This is a genomic window from Nocardioides sp. (genome assembly GCF_035697785.1).
GTDB lineage: Bacteria > Actinomycetota > Actinomycetes > Propionibacteriales > Nocardioidaceae > Nocardioides_B.
In genome coordinates this window covers 14,188-30,584 of the sequence record NZ_DASSCL010000141.1, presented here as the reverse complement: position 1 = coordinate 30,584, position 16,397 = coordinate 14,188, and the positions used below count along the sequence as shown (strand labels likewise).

Below are 16,397 nucleotides of genomic sequence, written 5' to 3'. Positions count from 1 at the left end.
CGCGGCCAGCGCGTGGGTCGGCTCGGGTGCGGGCACGATGCCCTCGGTGCGGGCGAACTGCACGCCCGCGGCGAAGCAGTCGCTCTGGGACATCGACTGCGCCTCGAGCTCACCGGTCTCGTAGAGGTGGCTGATCAGCGGGCTCATGCCGTGGTAGCGCAGACCGCCGGCGTGGATCGGGTCCGGCACGAAGTCGTGGCCGAGGGTGTGCATCTTCATCAGCGGGGTCAAGCCGGCCGTGTCGCCGAAGTCGTAGGCGTAGCGGCCCTTGGTCAGCGACGGGCACGCCTCGGGCTCGACGGCGCGCACGGTCGGCGCCATCCGGCCGGCCCACTTCTCGCGCAGGAACGGGAACGCCAGTCCGCCGAAGTTCGAGCCGCCGCCGGTGCAGCCGACCAGCAGGTCAGGCGTCTCGCCGATCTTGGCGAACTGGAGCAGCGCCTCCTCGCCGATGATGGTCTGGTGCATCAGCACGTGGTTGAGCACGCTGCCGAGCGCGTAGTTCACGGCCGGGTCCCCGGCGGCCTTCTCGACCGCCTCGCTGATCGCGATCCCCAGTGAGCCGGTGGAGTCCGGGTCGGCGGCGAGGATCGCGCGGCCCGCCTCCGTCAGGTCCGACGGCGAGGGGTGCACCGTCCCGCCGAACGTCTCGATCATCACCCGGCGGTAGGGCTTCTGGTCATAGGAGGCACGGACCTGCCACACCTCGCACTCGAGGCCGTACTGAGCGCACGCGAACGCCAGCGCGGTGCCCCACTGGCCGGCGCCGGTCTCGGTCGTCAGCTTCTTGATGCCGGCCCGGGCGTTGTAGAACGCCTGCGGCACGGCGGTGTTGGGCTTGTGCGAACCGGCCGGCGAGACGCCTTCGTACTTGTAGTAGATCCGCGCGGGTGTGCCGAGTGCCCGCTCGAGCCGGTGCGCCCGGTAGAGCGGGCTCGGCCGCCAGAGCCGGTAGACGTCGAGCACCTCGCCGGGGATCTCGACGTACTGCTCTGCCGACACCTCCTGGGCGATCAGGTCCATCGGGAACAGCGGCGCGAGGTCCTCGGGGCCCACGGGCTCGCCGGTCCCGGGATGCAGCACGGGCGGCGGAGGCGTCGGGAGGTCGTGGAGGATGTTGTACCAGCGGGTCGGCATCTCCGACTCGTCGAGATTGACCTTGTGCTGCAGGGTTTTCGTCATGACCGACCTCGGGGTTGGCGGAACGTCCATCCGACCCTAGCGTCCTACTGCGGCTGCTCCCCCTGGCGGCGGAGACCGAAGGTCACCCCGTCGACGAGCGCGCCCCAGGACGCCTCGATCACGTTGTGTCCCACGCCGACGGTCACCCACGACGACTCACCGTCGCTGGTCTCGATCAGCACCCGGGTGACCGCGTCGGTGCCGTGACCCTGGTCGAGGATTCGCACCTTGTAGTCGATCAGCTCGAACTTGGCGACCTCCGGGTAGGCCTGCCCGATCGCCTCGCGCAGCGCGTGGTCGAGGGCGTTGACCGGGCCGTTGCCCTCGCCGGTGGTGAGGATCCGGGCGCCACCGGCGTGCAGCTTGATGGTCGCCTCTGACACCGCCTCCTCCCCGGGTCTGGAGTCGGTGATGACGCGCCAGGACTCGACGGTGAAGTACGACGGACGGGCGCCCTCGACCTCCTCCACCAGGAGCAGCTCGAACGACGCGTCGGCCGCCTCGAACGTGTAGCCGCGCGACTCCAGGTCCTTGACCCGTTCGGTCACGCGGGTGACCAGCTCCTTCTCGCCGGCGAGGTCGAAGCCGAGCTCGCGGCCCTTGAGCTCGATCGACGCGCGGCCGGCCATGTCGGAGACGAGCAGGCGCATGTCGTTGCCGACCGCGACCGGGTCGAGGTGCTGGTAGAGGTTCGGGTCCACCTTGATCGCGCTGGCGTGCAGGCCGGCCTTGTGCGCGAAGGCGCTGACCCCGACGTAGGGCTGCCGTGACGCGGGCGGGAAGTTCGTGACGTCGGCGACGGCGTGCGCGATCCGGGTCGCCTCCTTGAGCAGGCCCGAGGGCAGCACGCGGCGGTCGAGCTTGAGCTCCAGGTTGGCCACGACGGACACGAGGTCGGCGTTGCCGGTGCGCTCGCCGTACCCGTTGAGCGTGCCCTGCACGTGAGTCGCGCCCGCGTCGACCGCCGCGAGGGTGTTGGCGACGGCGCACCCGGTGTCGTTGTGGCAGTGGATGCCGACCCGCACCCCGGTGGTCTCGATGACGTCGTTGACCACGTCGGACACCCAGGGCGGAAGCATGCCGCCGTTGGTGTCGCAGAGCGCGATCACCTCGGCGCCCGCGTCGTACGCCTCGCGGAGCACCTCGAGCGCGTAATCGCGGTTGTCGCGGTAGCCGTCGAAGAAGTGCTCGGCGTCGAGGAACACCTGCTGGCCCTCGGCGACCAGATGGCTGACGGTGTCGCGCACCATCGCGAGGTTCTCCTGCAGCGTGGTGCGGAGCGCGAGCTCGACGTGCCGGTCGTGCGACTTGGCGACCAGCGTGACCACGCCCGCGCCCGAGTCGCGCAGGGCCGCGACCAGCGGGTCGTCCGCCGCCTTCACACCGGCCCGGCGGGTGGCGCCGAAGGCGGCGAGCCGGGCGTTCTCGAGCTTCAGCTCCTCCCGGGCGCGCCGGAAGAACTCCGTGTCCTTGGGGTTCGAGCCCGGCCAGCCACCCTCGATGTAGCCCACCCCGAGCCCGTCGAGCTGCCGCGCGATCGTGAGCTTGTCGGCGACGGAGAGGTTGAGTCCCTCCTGCTGGGCGCCGTCGCGCAGCGTCGTGTCGTAGACGTGGAAGTCGGTGTTGCTGGCTGGGCCTGTCACTGGTGCACCTCGGGGTCTGGGTGGTCTGGCAACAAAAAGACCTCCCGTGGGAACGAGAGGTCAGCGCGTCCGGGAGGTGCCGGGCGCGCTAGCTGATAATGATCTGGTGCTGCACGCGTTCGAGTGTGCCACCGTCGTCCGTCCCGTGGAACCGTTGTCCAGGATCCGATCGTCACTCGGGCACGGCCCACCAGTTGTCCATGCGCGGCGCAGCCTCCGCGTCTCGTCCGTCGCGCACGATCCGGCCGACGCGGAACAGGAACGCCGCGATCCCCGCGGCCCCCTGCATCCAACCGACACCGGGCGGCAGCAGCGGCTCGGAGGCGTGATGCTCGATGAACCTCCAGTAGGCATGCTGCCCCTCGCGCACCGCGCGCTCGACCAGGGTGTCGGCCAGCCGACGGGCGAACTCGAGATCCTGGTCGCGACCCGCGCGCTGCCACGAGTCCAGAAACGCGTCGCCGACGCCGGCCGTGCCGCAGCAGCGCCCGTCGTTGTCCCAGAAGCCGGGGCGCAGTCGGGCCGGGATGCCGGACGTCCGGACGCTGTGCAGGCACCGGCCGTGCCAGGACAGCGGAGCGAGGTGCGAGACCTCTTCGACGCCGGCGCGCTCCAGCGCCAGGAAGAGCAGCGACGTGCCCGTGGCGCCGTGGCACCAGGTGTAGGTCACCTCGTCCTGGTCGTTGAAGTCGCGCGGGAGGTATCTCGGCACGACGAAGCCCTGCCCGTCGCTGTCGCCGAGCGACACCAGGTGCTCGGCACCGCTCCGGGCCGCGCTGGTCAGGTCCGGACGGTCGAGATCGGCCCCGGCGAGCGCCAGGGCTGTGGCGATCCCCGCAACGCCGTGCGAGAAGTTGGGCATCTGGGCGTCCCCGGTGGAGGAACCGAAGCGCGGAGAGACCATCCGCCAGTTGGTGCCGGTCGACTCGTTCTCCCCCTCCGCCATAAGCACGGCGGCGGCGTGCTCGGCGAGGTCGACCGCTTCGGTGACGTCGTGGCGGTGTGCCCACAGCGCCCCGAGCAGCACGCCCGCCGTACCCAGCGTGACGTCGTTGATGCGGGCACCCGGCAGGTACTTCGGACCCTTGAGGACCGTCTGCGGCCAGCCGTCGGGCTCGGCCAGCGCCGCCAGCCGCGCCACCGCGGCGTCCGCGCCGGCGGCCCGCAGCGCGACCAGAACCCCGATGGTGCTGACGAGCCCGTCGAAGTAGGTGCAGTCGGTCTGGGTGGGGATCCCCGCCCGGACCCGGTCGGCGATCCCGTCCGCCAGCCTTCGCTCCTCGGCGGTCCAGGGCCGGGCCAGCCGGATCTCGGCGAGCACGTGCGCGATGCCGCCGACGCCGCTGTGCAGACCGTCGCGGTCCCACCCGGGTTCGGTGGCCGCCGGGACCGTGACCGACACCGGGACCCACGGACCGTCGTCCCACCGCACCTGATCGAGCACCCACCGCCACGCCGCCTCCGCGACGGCGAGGTACTGCTCGTCAGCCGACGTCATCGGCCGATGATGCCACTGTCGCGTGTTCCGGTCACTCGACGCAGAACTCGTTGCCCTCTGGGTCCTGCATGACCACGAGGTCGTCGCCGTCCCGCAGCACGGTCGCTCCGAGTCCCTCCAGCCGTCGTACCTCGTCGTGGACCCGGCCTCCGGGCGCGCGCAGGTCGAAGTGCATGCGGTTCTTCGCCGTCTTCCCCTCCGGCACCCGTTGGAACCAAAGGGTCGGACCTCCCCAGCCGGCCGGCTCGACGAACGCCTTCCCCACCGTCGAGTCCTCGTCGACGTCGGTGCCGAGCGCGGCGGCCCAGAACGTCGCGACTCGAAGCGCGTCGGCACAGTCGAACGTCACCGACTTCACGAAGCTGCTCTCCATGCGGGGACGATAGCCGGGACGCGGACCGGACGGGCTCTCAGGCGCGGCGGCTCGCCAGGAAGTCAGCGAAGGCGCGCTCGTACGCCGTGCCTCCGGTGGTCGAGATCGTGCCTCCGGTGGTCGAGCCCGTGCCTTCGGTGGTCGAGCCCGTCGAGACCCGAGTGCCGGTGTGGTCGACGGTGAACTGGTGGCCCGTGGGTGTCCGTCAGTGGTGGACGCCGGGCTCGGGTTGTCGGTGTCGCCAGCCCTTGCCGTGGGTCTTCACTCGGTGTTCGAACCTGGTGAGCTTGCCGAGGTTCCCGATCCTCGTCTGACCGGGCGGCCCGGTGTCGGCCCAGGGGATGGTGTGGTCGAGGTCCATCCGGCGTCCGGTGGCCGAGGAGTACGGGAACGCCGACGCCGGGGTACGCAGATGCATGAGGTCGCGGAGCCGGTCGGGGACCTCGTAGCAGTCCACCGGCCGGTCCTGGTCGAGGTCGATCACCGGTCGGATGGTGACGTGGGAGTGCTGGAGGAACTCGGAGGCTTGGCCGATGGTGAGCGGGCCGACGCCCTCCATCCGCGCTACCCCGGCCCCGGACACCAGGGACTCGCGAGAGACGTGCACGTACAGGGTCGCTGGCGGCGGCGGGGTGGTGGTCTCGACGGGCTCGACCGCCGGTGTCGCCTCCCGCAGCAGTGTGAGCGCGCGTTCCGGATGCGCCAAGACTCAGAGGGCCTTGGACCGGCGGGCGCCGACCGGGTCGGTGTCGCCCTGGTGGAGGAGGATCTCGGCGATCCGGTCCACCATCGCGACCAGGTAGATCACCTCACCCGCGGTGGCCTTGGCGACCAGTGTCTTGAGGCCGTGCTCGTTGGACTGCCCGGTGATCACGAACCGCTCCAGCTCCGCGGTCAACCGGCGTTGTTCGGCGGCGTCGGGGTCGGCGGCGATGATCCGCGCCTCCAACAGGTCCACGAACCGGCCCCACGGCAGGGTGGCCAGGTACGGCGTCGTGGCCGCGTCCACCTCCCGCGCCTGCATCAACGACAGGCCGGTGGCGCGGGTGCGGGAGGCGACGTGCCGGGCCTGCCGGACCCGCACCGAGGCGTCCCGTCCCCGCCGTACCGCCGCGCACGCTCCGTGCCCGGCAGCACCGTCCCCGACGACATCGGATGAAGATCAGCCCACTGCGCGGCCAGTGCGAACTGGCGCGCCTCCACCTCCAGCAGAGTCGCGTTGGACTCGATGATGGCAGCGGCGACCGCCTGCCGCTCGAGGTCGTCCACCACCGGTTCCATACCGATCAAGCTAGAGGTGACCACCGACAGAATCCGCGCTCCGGAATCCCTTGTGCACAACGGGAAAGGCATTGATTGCCCGATCAGTGCGTCGGGACTCTTCGGGGCCGCGGGACCCAGGCACCGGCGGCAATGACAACCTCGGCTCGTAACGTGGGCGTATGGCTACCTCTGGGGTCGCGGTCGTCACGGGTGCTTCGCGAGGGCTCGGCGCGGCGATCGCGTTGCGGCTTGCGGCGGACGGGCGCCCGGTTGCGGTCAACTACCTCCGTGGTCGGGAGGCGGCAGATTCCGTCGTCAAACGGATCAGAGATGCCGGCGGTGTCGCCGAAGCATTCGGCGCTGACGTCGTCACTGAGGACGGGGTGGCCGGCCTGTTCGCGGAAGTCACCAGGGCACTCGGCCCGGTTACCGCAGTCGTCGCCAACGCCACCGGCCCGCAGCCAGAAGTGAGCGTGGTCGACCTGACCTGGCGTACCCACCTCGACCAACTGGAGTTCTTCGTCAAGAGTCCCACCCTGCTCGTGCAGGCAGCCCTTCCGAGCATGCGGTCATCCGGCGACGGGCGGGTCATCCTGATCGGTTCCGACCTCGCGGATCGGGCTGCGCCTCTGATGTCGGCGTATGTGGCAGCAAAGAGCGCCCAGATCGGGCTCACCAAGGTGTGGGCGAAGGAGCTCGGGCCGGACGGCATCACCGTCAACCTCGTCCAACCGGGATGGATCCCAGTCGAGCGCCACACCGGCATCGACTCCGATTCCTACGCGGCTGAGGTGCCCTTGCGACGGATGGGTACGCCGGAGGACGTTGCCGCGCTAGTAGGGCACCTGGCGTCGCACGCTGGAGGCTTCATCACCGGCCAGCGCATCACGGTCAACGGCGGACACGCGATCTAGGACGGCGTCTGACGAACGCACATCGACGCGCCACCCCGTCGGGCCACGGTCAACCGAGTTGGCGATTCAATCCTTCTTCACCGCGGACACGTCGACGCACAGGACTCCTTTGTTGCCATCCTGGTCGGCGATCACGGTGAGCGAGGGCGCGTCGCTGTCATCGACCACGGTCCCGCCCGCGGCGACGGCGGCGGCGATCCGTTGCTCGGCCGCCTCGGGCGCCACGTAGACCTCGACGTGGAACCGCTGACCCGGGGCCTCGTGCTCGTCGGCGTCCCCGAACCACAGGTTCGGTACTCGTCCCGTGGCATCCCGGATCTCGTCGCTGGGGGTCCCGCGGCCCTGGGACTCGGCGCTCCCGGTCAGCAGAGCGGCCCACACCGGGGCGATGGTCTCGGAGTGCGCCGTGTCGAGGCCGAGCTCGATGTCGCTGACCGAGGCCGGGTCGGCGTCGACTTTGTGGTCGGCGGCGATCTCGGTGATCCGTCGCGCGAGGTCGACGTCCTGCTGCGTCACCCACTCGACGACGTGTTCGGTGCCCTCGTCGTCGCGGTAGATGGCGTCGTCGCTGACCAGCTTGAGGTCGACGTACCCCTTGCCGATCGACACGCGCGGGTGGTGGCCGAGCGCGTCGCCCGCCTCGCCCACCGCGGCGACGAACCGTGCACCGGTGCCGAAGTCGTCGACCAGGTAGCGGGCGTGCAGCCCCTGGGCCAGCTTGCGCCAGTCGGTCAGGCCGGCCTCGGCGATCTGCTCGCCCTTCAGCATGTCCATAGTCCGGGGACTCTATCCCTGATTCAGCCGGCGCTGACCCTACGAACAACCGGAAGTGCCGTCTCCGCGGGGTCCCGAAGGCGGGTGGTCGGAATGCGAGCGGAGCTGGCCACCGGCGGGCTCGTTCGCGTGACAGGTGGCGCAACCACTCAGAGCCAGCCGGTCAGCGTGCCGAGCAGGGTGCCGTCGCGCCAGGGCGGCCCCGGCTGCGGCCGCCAGCTCGGCTCGCCGCCAGCGAGCGACCAGAGCAGCGCCCCGAGCACGATCGCGATCGCACCGACGAAGGTCCACCCGATCCAGACGTCACGGGTGAGCGAGGTGATCAGTCGACGGGTCGGCAGCCGCAGCCGCTTGGACCCAGGGCCGGTCCAGAGCCCGGCGGCGAGCACGGCTCCGATGACGACCAGCCCCGCTTGCAGCGGCAGGCCGAACAGTGCCGCGGACAGTCCGGCCAGCCCCGCCAGGAACACGGCCCAGGCGAGCAGCATGACGGTGCCCCCGGCCGCGACCACGAGGTACCACGGTGACGACAGCACGGTCAGCGGCGCGTCGTACCACTTGCGCCGCCCACGCAGGTACTGCCGCTCTCGCGCCGACTCGGTCGTCCACGACAGGGCGCGCACGGCCAGGGCGAGCACGGCCAGGGTCCAGAACGTGAGGTACGGCGCGACGCCCAGGCCGACCGCGGCCGCGAGGAACAGCCCGCCGAGCAGCAGCATCCGCTGGGTCCGGGCAGAGCCGGTGGCGGGCTGCCGCATCGCGTTGGCGGGGAGCAGCGGGGGCCGGTGAGCATCTCGAGGGGGCGGCGGCTGCATGAACGGCGCCCGGGCGGGCTCCGCTTGCCGAAGCGCCTCGTCGCCGACCGGTGCGGGCACGGTCAACGGCTTGGTCGCCGGCGGCGCCTGGTGGTCGGCGTGCGCCAGCACCCAGGGCATCGTCGGCACGTCGGAGACGGCCGCCCGGGGCCGGCCCGTCGCGAGGGCGGGACCACGCAGCGCGGCGACGACCTCTCCGGTGGACGGCCGGTCACCCGGGTCGGGGGCAAGCCCCTCCCGGACGAGTGGAAGCACTGACGCGGGCACCTGGCTCAGGTCGTGCTCACCGCGGCGTACCCGGTCCATGATCGCCAGGGCGGGGCCGGTGCCGAAGGGTGGTCGCCCCGTCGATGCGAACACGACGGTGGCCGCCCAGGCGTGCACGTCGGAGGCCGGAGTGGCGTCGTCGCCGTAGAGGATCTCGGGGGCGAGGTACCCGGGTGTGCCGAGCAGCCAGCCGGTCTGCGTGAGCCGCGGGTCCTCGGCCAGCCGGGCGAGACCGAAGTCGATGAGCACCGGCGAACGCCCCTCGAGCAGCACGTTGGAGGGCTTGATGTCGCGGTGCAGCACGCCGACCTGGTGCACGGCGATCAGCGCTTCGGCGAGACCGGCCGCGAAATGGGGCAGGTCCACGCCAGTGATCGGGCCCTCCTCGCGGATGTGCTGGTGCAAGGAGAGGCCGGGCACGTAGCGGGTGGCGACGTACGGCGTCTCCCCCCACGGGTCGGCGTCGAGCACCTCGGCGATGCGCGGGCTGGTGACCCGGCGCAACGACGCGACCTCGCGGGCCAGGCGTTCGCGAGCCTCGTCGTCCCCGACGATGTGGGGCCGCAGGACCTTGAGCGCGACCCGGCCGCCATCGGGCGCCTGCGCGAGGTGCACCACTCCCATGCCGCCCTCGCCGATCTTGGCGAGCAGCCGATAACCCCCGACGCGCAGGTCAGGTGGGGTCTGGGAGCTCGTGGTCACCCGTCCAACGGTACGCGAGGGGGGTCCCGATCAGGCGCACGACGCCACCGCACCCCCACCGCTAGCGCGCCTCGCGCAGGATCCGGGCGACCCCGGTCTGACCGCTCGCCTCGGCGTGCTCGAGCGGCGTCACGCCGTTGCGGTCCGCGATCGTCTGGTCCGCGCCGGCGCGCAACAGGATCCGCACGATCTCCCGATGGGCCGGGCCGCCGTCGCCGAGGATCACCGCTTCCAACATGGCGGTCCAACCGAGGTCGTTGACGTGGTCGACGTCGATGCCCGTGCGGACCACTCGGCGTACGTAGTCGACGTGGCCGCGTTCGGAGGCGGGGATGACCGACACGCCGCCGAAGCGGTTCCGGATCGTCAGGTCCGGGCCCGCAGGAAGGAGCGCCTCGAGCATCGGCACGCTGCCGGTGACCCCGGTGACCAGCCAGGGCGTGTCGTGCTGGTCGTCGAGGGCGTCCGGATCGGCGCCCATCGCCACCAGCAGCCGGGCGACCGCGACCCGGTCGCCGGTCGCGGCGCGCAGCAGCGGCGTGCGCCGTCGTTCGTCGCGCGCCTCCAGGTCGGCACCGGCTCGCAGCGCGAGGGCGGAGCGGTCGGCGTCCCCGGATGCCGCGGCCTCCAGCAGTACGTCGGACGCACGGGCGCGCGGCACCTCCCGACCCGCGGCCCGCTCGAGCAGCGCCGCCATCTGGTCATAGCCGCGGCTTCGCGCGTGCTGCACCGGAGTCACGCCGTCGCGCGCCGACGGGACGCCGACGTCGGCTCCCGCGGCGACCAGCACGCGCACCGTCTCGACGTACCGCGGGCCGCCGTCGCCGAGGATGATCGCCTCGTGCAGGGCGGTCCACCCCAGGTTGTTGACGTGGTCGAGCGCGATCCCCGCCCGGACCAGCCGCCCGACCACCTGCGCGTGTCCACGGTCGGCGGCGCGGATCAGGCCGGTGCCGTTGAAGGAGTCCTTGTCGTTCACGCGCGCGCCGTTGCGCAGGGTCAGGTCCAGGAGCCGCAGGTGGCCCTCGCTGGTGGAGATCAGATAGGCGCTCTGCACGGTGTCGTCCTTGGCGTTCACGTCGGCACCGCGCCGGATCAGTCGGCGGGCGAGCTCGACGTCGTCGGCCCAGGCCGCGTCTCGGAGCCGCTGGTCGAGGCGGGCCTGCTCGGCAGGCCCGGGATCCGGTGTCGGGGTACCGGAGCGGTCCGGTGCCGGGCTCTCCGCCTGTCCCGGGGTCGCTGTCGAAGCCGACGGCGCGGCCGGTCCGGCCGGACTGCTGGCCGCAGCGTCAGGCGTCTGGGCCGGACCCGAGCATGCGCCCACCAGGAGCAGACCGAGCGCGACGGTCAGACGACCCGGTGCATCCACCCGAAGGTGTCTTCGGCTCGGCCGTACTGGATGTCCACGAGGTTCTGACGGACCTGCCTGGTGACCGGGCCGGTGTCGTCGCCGGCACCCGTGCTGGCCGAGCCACCCCGCCACTTCAGCGTGCCGACGGGGGTCAGGACCGCAGCGGTGCCGCACGCGAACACCTCGGTGATGCGCCCCGACGTCAGCCCGTCACGCCACTCGTCGACGGTGAACCTGCGCTCCTCGACGCGGTGGCCGAGCTTGCCGCACAGCTCGATGATCGAGGACCGGGTGATGCCCTCGAGGATCGTGCCGGACAGCTCGGGGGTCACGATGGTGCCGTCGTCGTGCACGAAGTAGAGGTTCATCCCGCCGAGCTCCTCGACGTACCTGCGCTCCGAGGCGTCGAGGAAGGCGACCTGGTCGCAGCCCTGCTCGATGGCCTCCTGCTGCGCGACCAGCGAGCTCGCGTAGTTGCCGCCGGTCTTCGCCGCGCCCATGCCGCCGCGGCCGGCGCGGCTGTATTCCTCGCTGAGCCAGATCGACACCGGCTTGAGGCCCTTGGCGAAGTAGGCGCCCGCCGGCGACGCGATGACCATGTAGGTGACGTGCTTGGCGGGACGGACGCCGAGGAACTTCTCCGACGCGAACATGAAGGGCCGCAGGTAGAGGCTCTTCTCCCCTGCGGCGTCGGGCACCCAGCGCTCGTCGGCGCGGACCAGGGCGTCGACCGACGCCACGAAGTCGCCGACCGGGAGCTCAGGCAGCGCGAGGCGCCTGGAAGACCGGATCATCCGCTCGGCGTTCATCTCCGGGCGGAAGGTCCACACCGAGCCGTCGTCGTGCCGGTAGGCCTTCATGCCCTCGAAGATCTCCTGCGCGTAGTGCAGGACGGCGGTGGCCGGGTCGAGGGTCAGCGGCGCATACGCCGTGACGCGCGCGTCGTACCAGCCCTGGTCGGGGGTCCACTCAGCGACGTACATGTGGTCGGTGAAGTGGATGCCGAAGCCCGGGTCGGCCAGGATCTCCGCAAGTCGGTCGCTGCCCACCGGGCTGCTCGCCGGGGCGACCGCGATCTCGAAGGACGTCTCCATGGGGTGCACGGTAGCCGACCTGTTACCCGAGCCGGGCGGCGATGGCGTCCCCCACCTCGGAGGTACGGCGTACCCCGCCGGCGCCGCTCGCCCGCTCCGCGAGGTCGTCGACGACGGCTGACTCGACCGCCCGCGCCGCGTCGTGCAGCCCGAGGTGCTCGAGGAGCAACGCACCGGAGAGGATCGCGGCGGTCGGGTCGGCCTTCTGCTGGCCGGCGATGTCGGGCGCGGACCCGTGCACCGGCTCGAACATGCTGGGGGCGGTCCGGTCGGGGTTGACGTTGCCGCTGGCGGCCAGGCCGATGCCTCCGGTGACGGCCGCGGCGAGGTCGGTGATGATGTCGCCGAACAGGTTGTCGGTGACGACCACGTCGAACCTGGCCGGGTCGGTGGTCAGGAAGATCGTCGCCGCGTCCACGTGCAGGTAGTCGACGGCGACGTCGGGGAACTCCCCGGCGACCTCGCCGACCACCCGCGACCAGAGGCCGCCCGCGTGCACGAGCACGTTGGTCTTGTGGACCAGGGTGAGCTTCCTGCGGGGGCGGTTCTGCGCCCGGGTGAACGCGTCGCGGACGACCCGCTCGACTCCGAAGGCGGTGTTGACGCTGACCTCGGTGGCGATCTCGTGCGGCGTACCGACGCGGAGGGCGCCGCCGTTGCCGACGTACGGACCCTCGGTGCCCTCCCGCACCACCACGAAGTCCACCTCGCCGGGGTCGGCCAGCGGCGAGCTGGCGCCGGGGAAGATCCGCGAGGGGCGCAGGTTGACGTAGTGGTCGAGCTCGAAACGCAGCCTGAGCAACAGACCTCGCTCGAGGATCCCCGGCGGGAGGTTCGGGTCGCCAGGCCTGCCTCCGACCGCACCGAGCAGGATCGCGTCGTGCTGACGGATCTCCTCGAGCACGGAGTCGGGCAGCACCTCACCGGTGGCGAGGTACCGCTCGGCGCCGAGGTCGTAGCGGGTGGGCTCGAACTTCACACCGGACCGGCTGCCGGCGACCTGCTCGAGGACCTTGAGAGCCTCGGCTGTCACCTCCGGACCGATGCCGTCGCCGGGGATCACGGCGAGCTGGAAGGTCTGCGTCATGCCCCGGGACTCTAGTTGTCGTCGGGGCGCTGACCACCGTTGTCTCGCAGGTCGAGTCCGGCCTGGACCGCCCCGTCGCTGCTCGTATTACCGCTGCCGGCGGCGGCGTCGTCGTAGTGTCGGCTGGGCCCCCACTCGGGGTACATGTCGTACATCTTGTGCTCCAAGGTCGTGGATCGATTTCGGAAGTGCTGGACAGCGGCTCGGCGGGGTGTCCGCCGCGACCGTCGTACCGGTGGTGGTGGACTCCGCTGCCAGCTGAGGAGGTCGATCCTCGGACCACGGGTCACGTGGTGCGACGAGGGGTGGATCTCGGAGGAGCTCGCGGTTGCTGCGCTTCTGCGTTGCTCGCGGCGGAGGTTCTTCGTAGGGCCAGACATGCCGAACTCCGCGGCGAGGTGGCCTTACTTAAGAGGCCCCGCCACGGCGGCTGATAAGTACGAAGAAGCTCCGCATGATTGGTCCACGGTAACGGGGGTCGCGACGGCGCGCAGGTGACTTCCCACAGCTTTCCACCATGTGAGATTGCCTCTCGAGTGCCGGACGCTCACCCACTGTTTGAGAGGATCGCGACATGAGTGCCCCGCCCGAGCTGCCCGAGATCGTGTCCCGCGCGTTCGACGTGTCCCGCAAGCGCGGGTACGTGTCGTTCTGCCGCAACGAGACGGGCCGGCTGCTCGCGACCCTCGCCGCGACGCGAACCGGGACGCTGGCGGAGTTCGGCACCGGATGCGGTGTCGGTACGGCGTGGCTGCGGTCCGGCGTGCGCGACGAGGCCGACATCCTCACCGCCGAGCTGGACCCCAAGCTGGCCGAGGCCGCCGCGGAGATCTTCGAGGACGACAAGCAGGTCGAGGTGCTCGCCGCGGACTGGTCGACGATGCGCGACCGTGGGCCGTTCTCGCTGCTGTTCCTCGACGCACGCGAGCCCAAGGACTCCGGTGCCGAGCTGATCATCGACATCGTCGAACCCGGCGGGATCGTCGTGCTCGACGACTTCACGCCCTGCTCGTCGTGGCCACCGGTCTACGAGGGCCGGGTCGACACGCTGCGTGAGCAGTGGCTCACCGACGAGCGGTTCACCACTGTCGAGGTGATGGTGGCGCCGGACGCGTCGGTGCTGATCGCGACCAAGCGCTGACCGGCGCCCGGCCTCAGGCGGCCGTGACGGTCGCGGCCATCATCCTCGCCACGGCGAGGGCGACCTGGTCGTACTCGTAGACGCTCAGGACCTGTCCGCCTTGGCTCTGCCGACGGATCCGTCGCTCGTCGACGCCGCACAGCTCGGAGATCTCGGAGAAGGTGACGTCGGCGTTGGCCCACAATGCCTCGACGAAGCCCAGCCCCGGCTCGGCGAGCCGGGCGCGGTCGAGCAGCTGCCGGACGCCGCCGAGGAACGACGCCGCCTGCTCGACGGTGGCCACCCGGCCGTTGAGCAGCACGTGCGGCTGCTCCTCGAGGCCCTTGCCGATCAGCCTCGCCATCAGCGGCTGGTCCGGCGCGCCGGCCGCGATGTCAGCGCTGACGTGCACGTGGTCCGAGTCGGTCTGCACGTTCACGCACCAGCCCGGGCAGCGGCTCGCGTCGGTGTTCGATGTTGCGTTCATGCTTCCCCCATTGATCGATCTGCATCGACCCGCCACCCCCGCGGCCGGCCGGTCCTCCCCAACAGGGCCCATCGTGGCGCGCGGGAGGACCGGTCGGGAGCCGGATCGGCGAAGACCGACCGAACGGACATTCGGGACGACCCGACCGGCCCAGGGACCTACTCGGTCAGGTCGACGGCCCGCACCGACGCCGCGTCGATCTCGGTCCGGATCTCCTCGAGCACCGGCGCCGGGATCGCCGTGTCGACGGACAGCGCCACGAGTGCGTGGCCGCCCTTGGTGTCGCGGGCGACCTGCATCCCGGCGATGTTGACCTGGGCGTCGCCGAGGATCCGGCCGACCGTCCCGACCATGCCGGGGCGGTCCTCGTAGCGGAAGAACGCCAGGTGCTCGCTGGGCTCGATGTCGACGTCGTACTCGTCGATCTCGACGAGCCGCTCGCGCTGCGCGATCCCGATGAGGGTGCCGGACACCGACACCTGGGACCCGTCGGCCAGGGTTCCCCGCAGGGTGATCAGGTTGCGGTGGTCGGGGCTGTCGGCGTCGGTGACCAGGCGGACGGCCAGCCCGCGCTCGGCGGCGAGCAGGGGCGCGTTGACGTAGGACACGGGGTCCTCGACCACGTCGGAGAACACCCCCTTGAGGGCGGCCAGCTCGAGCACCTTCACGTCGTACTGGGTGATCTCGCCGCGCACCTCGACGTCGAGCTGCTGGGCCACCTCGCCGGCGAGCGCGGTGAAGATCCGGCCCAGCTTCTCGGTCAGCGGGAGGCCGGGGCGGACATCCTCGGCGATGACCCCGCCCTGCACGTTGACGGCGTCGGGCACCAGCTCGCCGGCCAGCGCCAGCCGCACCGACTTGGCCACGGCGATGCCGGCCTTCTCCTGCGCCTCGTCGGTCGAGGCGCCGAGGTGGGGCGTGGCGACGACGTTCTCGAACTCGAAGAGCGGGCTGTCCGTGCAGGGCTCGGAGGCGAAGACGTCGAGACCCGCGGCCGCGACCCGGCCCTCCTTGATCGCGACGTGCAACGCGTGCTCGTCGACGATCCCGCCGCGCGCGGCGTTGACGAGGACCAGGCTGGGCTTGACCCTCGCCAGCTCGTCCTCACCGATCAGCCCGATGGTCTCCGGGGTCTTGGGCAGGTGCACCGACATGAAGTCGGCCTCGGCCAGCAGCTCGTCGAGGGTCACGAGCCGGACCCCCATCTGCGCGGCGCGGCCGGCCTGGACGAACGGGTCGTAGGCGATGACCTTCATCCCAAAGGCGCTCAGCCGTTGCGCGACGAGCACCCCGATCCGGCCGAGGCCGACGATGCCGACGGTCTTCTCGTAGAGCTCGATGCCGGTGTACTTGCTGCGCTTCCACTCGCCGTTCTTCAGGGCCGCGTTGGCCGGCGCCACGTGCCGGGCGGCGGCGAGCATCAGCGCGACGGCGAGCTCGGCGGCGGAGACGATGTTGGAGGTAGGCGCGTTGACGACCATGACGCCGCTCTGCGTCGCGGCCTTGACGTCGACGTTGTCGAGCCCGACGCCGGCGCGGGCGACGATCTTGAGCCGCTGGGCGGCGGCCAGGGCCTCGGTGTCGACCTTGGTGGCGGAGCGGACCAGGAGGGCGTCCACGTCGGCGATCGCGGGCAGCAGCTCGGCGCGGTCGGCGCCGTTGCAGGTCCGGATCTCGAAGTCCGGGCCGAGCGCCTCGACGGTGGCGGGGCTCAGCTCTTCGGCGATGAGTACGACGGGCTTGCTCACGGCGATGTCCTCGGGGTTCTCGGTGATGGTCGGCTCGAGGTGGCCGTCGTCCCCGTCACGTGTCGCGATGGGGGCGGCC

Annotated in this window: 16 protein-coding genes; 2 read left to right on the top strand and 14 right to left on the bottom strand. The window is 71.2% G+C overall.

Annotated elements, in window-relative coordinates:
- The 6 genes from VFH10_RS15145 to VFH10_RS15120 all read right to left on the bottom strand — a co-directional run.
- A partial coding sequence (locus VFH10_RS15145; RefSeq protein WP_325130008.1) for a TrpB-like pyridoxal phosphate-dependent enzyme occupies nt 1–1,182 on the bottom strand: 1,182 nt, incomplete at its 3' end.
- A 44-nt stretch (nt 1,183–1,226) separates the two neighbouring features.
- Nucleotides 1,227–2,825, bottom strand: coding sequence for a citramalate synthase (cimA, locus tag VFH10_RS15140; protein ID WP_325130006.1), 1,599 nt, complete (start codon nt 2,823–2,825; stop codon nt 1,227–1,229).
- A 172-nt stretch (nt 2,826–2,997) separates the two neighbouring features.
- Complete coding sequence (locus VFH10_RS15135; RefSeq protein WP_325130004.1) at nt 2,998–4,323, bottom strand: lanthionine synthetase LanC family protein; 1,326 nt, start codon at nt 4,321–4,323, stop codon at nt 2,998–3,000.
- A gap of 31 nt (nt 4,324–4,354) precedes the next feature.
- Complete coding sequence (locus VFH10_RS15130) at nt 4,355–4,696, bottom strand: VOC family protein (RefSeq protein WP_325130002.1); 342 nt, start codon at nt 4,694–4,696, stop codon at nt 4,355–4,357.
- A gap of 205 nt (nt 4,697–4,901) precedes the next feature.
- On the bottom strand, nt 4,902–5,402 hold the full coding sequence (locus tag VFH10_RS15125) for a hypothetical protein (protein ID WP_325130000.1): 501 nt from the start codon (nt 5,400–5,402) through the stop codon (nt 4,902–4,904).
- Nucleotides 5,403–5,405: 3 nt separating this feature from the next.
- Nucleotides 5,406–5,780 (bottom strand): hypothetical protein, encoded by a 375-nt coding sequence (locus VFH10_RS15120; RefSeq protein WP_325129998.1) that lies wholly within the window; start codon nt 5,778–5,780, stop codon nt 5,406–5,408.
- Between the two features lie 358 nt (nt 5,781–6,138).
- On the opposite strand from VFH10_RS15120, the gene VFH10_RS15115 reads away from it, so the two are divergent.
- Entirely contained in the window at nt 6,139–6,873 is a 735-nt protein-coding gene (locus tag VFH10_RS15115; RefSeq protein WP_325129996.1) for an SDR family oxidoreductase, read from the top strand.
- A 66-nt stretch (nt 6,874–6,939) separates the two neighbouring features.
- Here VFH10_RS15115 and VFH10_RS15110 read toward each other — a convergent pair whose 3' ends face one another.
- The 6 genes from VFH10_RS15110 to VFH10_RS15085 all read right to left on the bottom strand — a co-directional run bounded on the left by VFH10_RS15110 (nt 6,940) and on the right by VFH10_RS15085 (nt 13,118).
- Nucleotides 6,940–7,647, bottom strand: coding sequence for a VOC family protein (locus tag VFH10_RS15110; RefSeq protein ID WP_325129995.1), 708 nt, complete (start codon nt 7,645–7,647; stop codon nt 6,940–6,942).
- A 149-nt stretch (nt 7,648–7,796) separates the two neighbouring features.
- Nucleotides 7,797–9,431, bottom strand: a complete 1,635-nt coding sequence (locus tag VFH10_RS15105; RefSeq protein WP_325129994.1) for a serine/threonine-protein kinase — start codon at nt 9,429–9,431, stop codon at nt 7,797–7,799.
- Between the two features lie 61 nt (nt 9,432–9,492).
- A complete protein-coding gene (locus VFH10_RS15100) occupies nt 9,493–10,800 on the bottom strand; it encodes an ankyrin repeat domain-containing protein (protein ID WP_325129992.1) in 1,308 nt (435 codons plus the stop codon).
- Nucleotides 10,779–11,876 (bottom strand): branched-chain amino acid aminotransferase, encoded by a 1,098-nt coding sequence (locus VFH10_RS15095; RefSeq protein WP_325129990.1) that lies wholly within the window; start codon nt 11,874–11,876, stop codon nt 10,779–10,781. The genes VFH10_RS15100 and VFH10_RS15095 overlap by 22 nt, the downstream gene beginning before the upstream one ends.
- A 22-nt stretch (nt 11,877–11,898) precedes the next feature.
- The gene (locus tag VFH10_RS15090) at nt 11,899–12,963 is read right to left on the bottom strand and encodes a 3-isopropylmalate dehydrogenase (RefSeq protein WP_325129989.1); all 1,065 of its coding nucleotides are present in this window, start codon (nt 12,961–12,963) and stop codon (nt 11,899–11,901) included.
- An 11-nt stretch (nt 12,964–12,974) separates the two neighbouring features.
- Nucleotides 12,975–13,118: a hypothetical protein gene (locus tag VFH10_RS15085; protein ID WP_325129988.1), complete on the bottom strand. Its 144-nt coding sequence runs from the start codon at nt 13,116–13,118 to the stop codon at nt 12,975–12,977.
- 419 nt (nt 13,119–13,537) lie between these two features.
- Between VFH10_RS15085 and VFH10_RS15080 the strand changes: the two genes are divergently transcribed.
- Nucleotides 13,538–14,104 (top strand): O-methyltransferase, encoded by a 567-nt coding sequence (locus VFH10_RS15080; RefSeq protein ID WP_325129986.1) that lies wholly within the window; start codon nt 13,538–13,540, stop codon nt 14,102–14,104.
- A gap of 13 nt (nt 14,105–14,117) precedes the next feature.
- Here the strand turns inward: VFH10_RS15080 and VFH10_RS15075 are convergent, their stop codons facing one another.
- Entirely contained in the window at nt 14,118–14,570 is a 453-nt protein-coding gene (locus VFH10_RS15075; protein WP_325129985.1) for a hypothetical protein, read from the bottom strand.
- 158 nt (nt 14,571–14,728) lie between these two features.
- Entirely contained in the window at nt 14,729–16,318 is a 1,590-nt protein-coding gene (gene serA / locus VFH10_RS15070) for a phosphoglycerate dehydrogenase (RefSeq protein WP_325129983.1), read from the bottom strand.
- Nucleotides 16,319–16,397 lie beyond the last annotated feature (79 nt).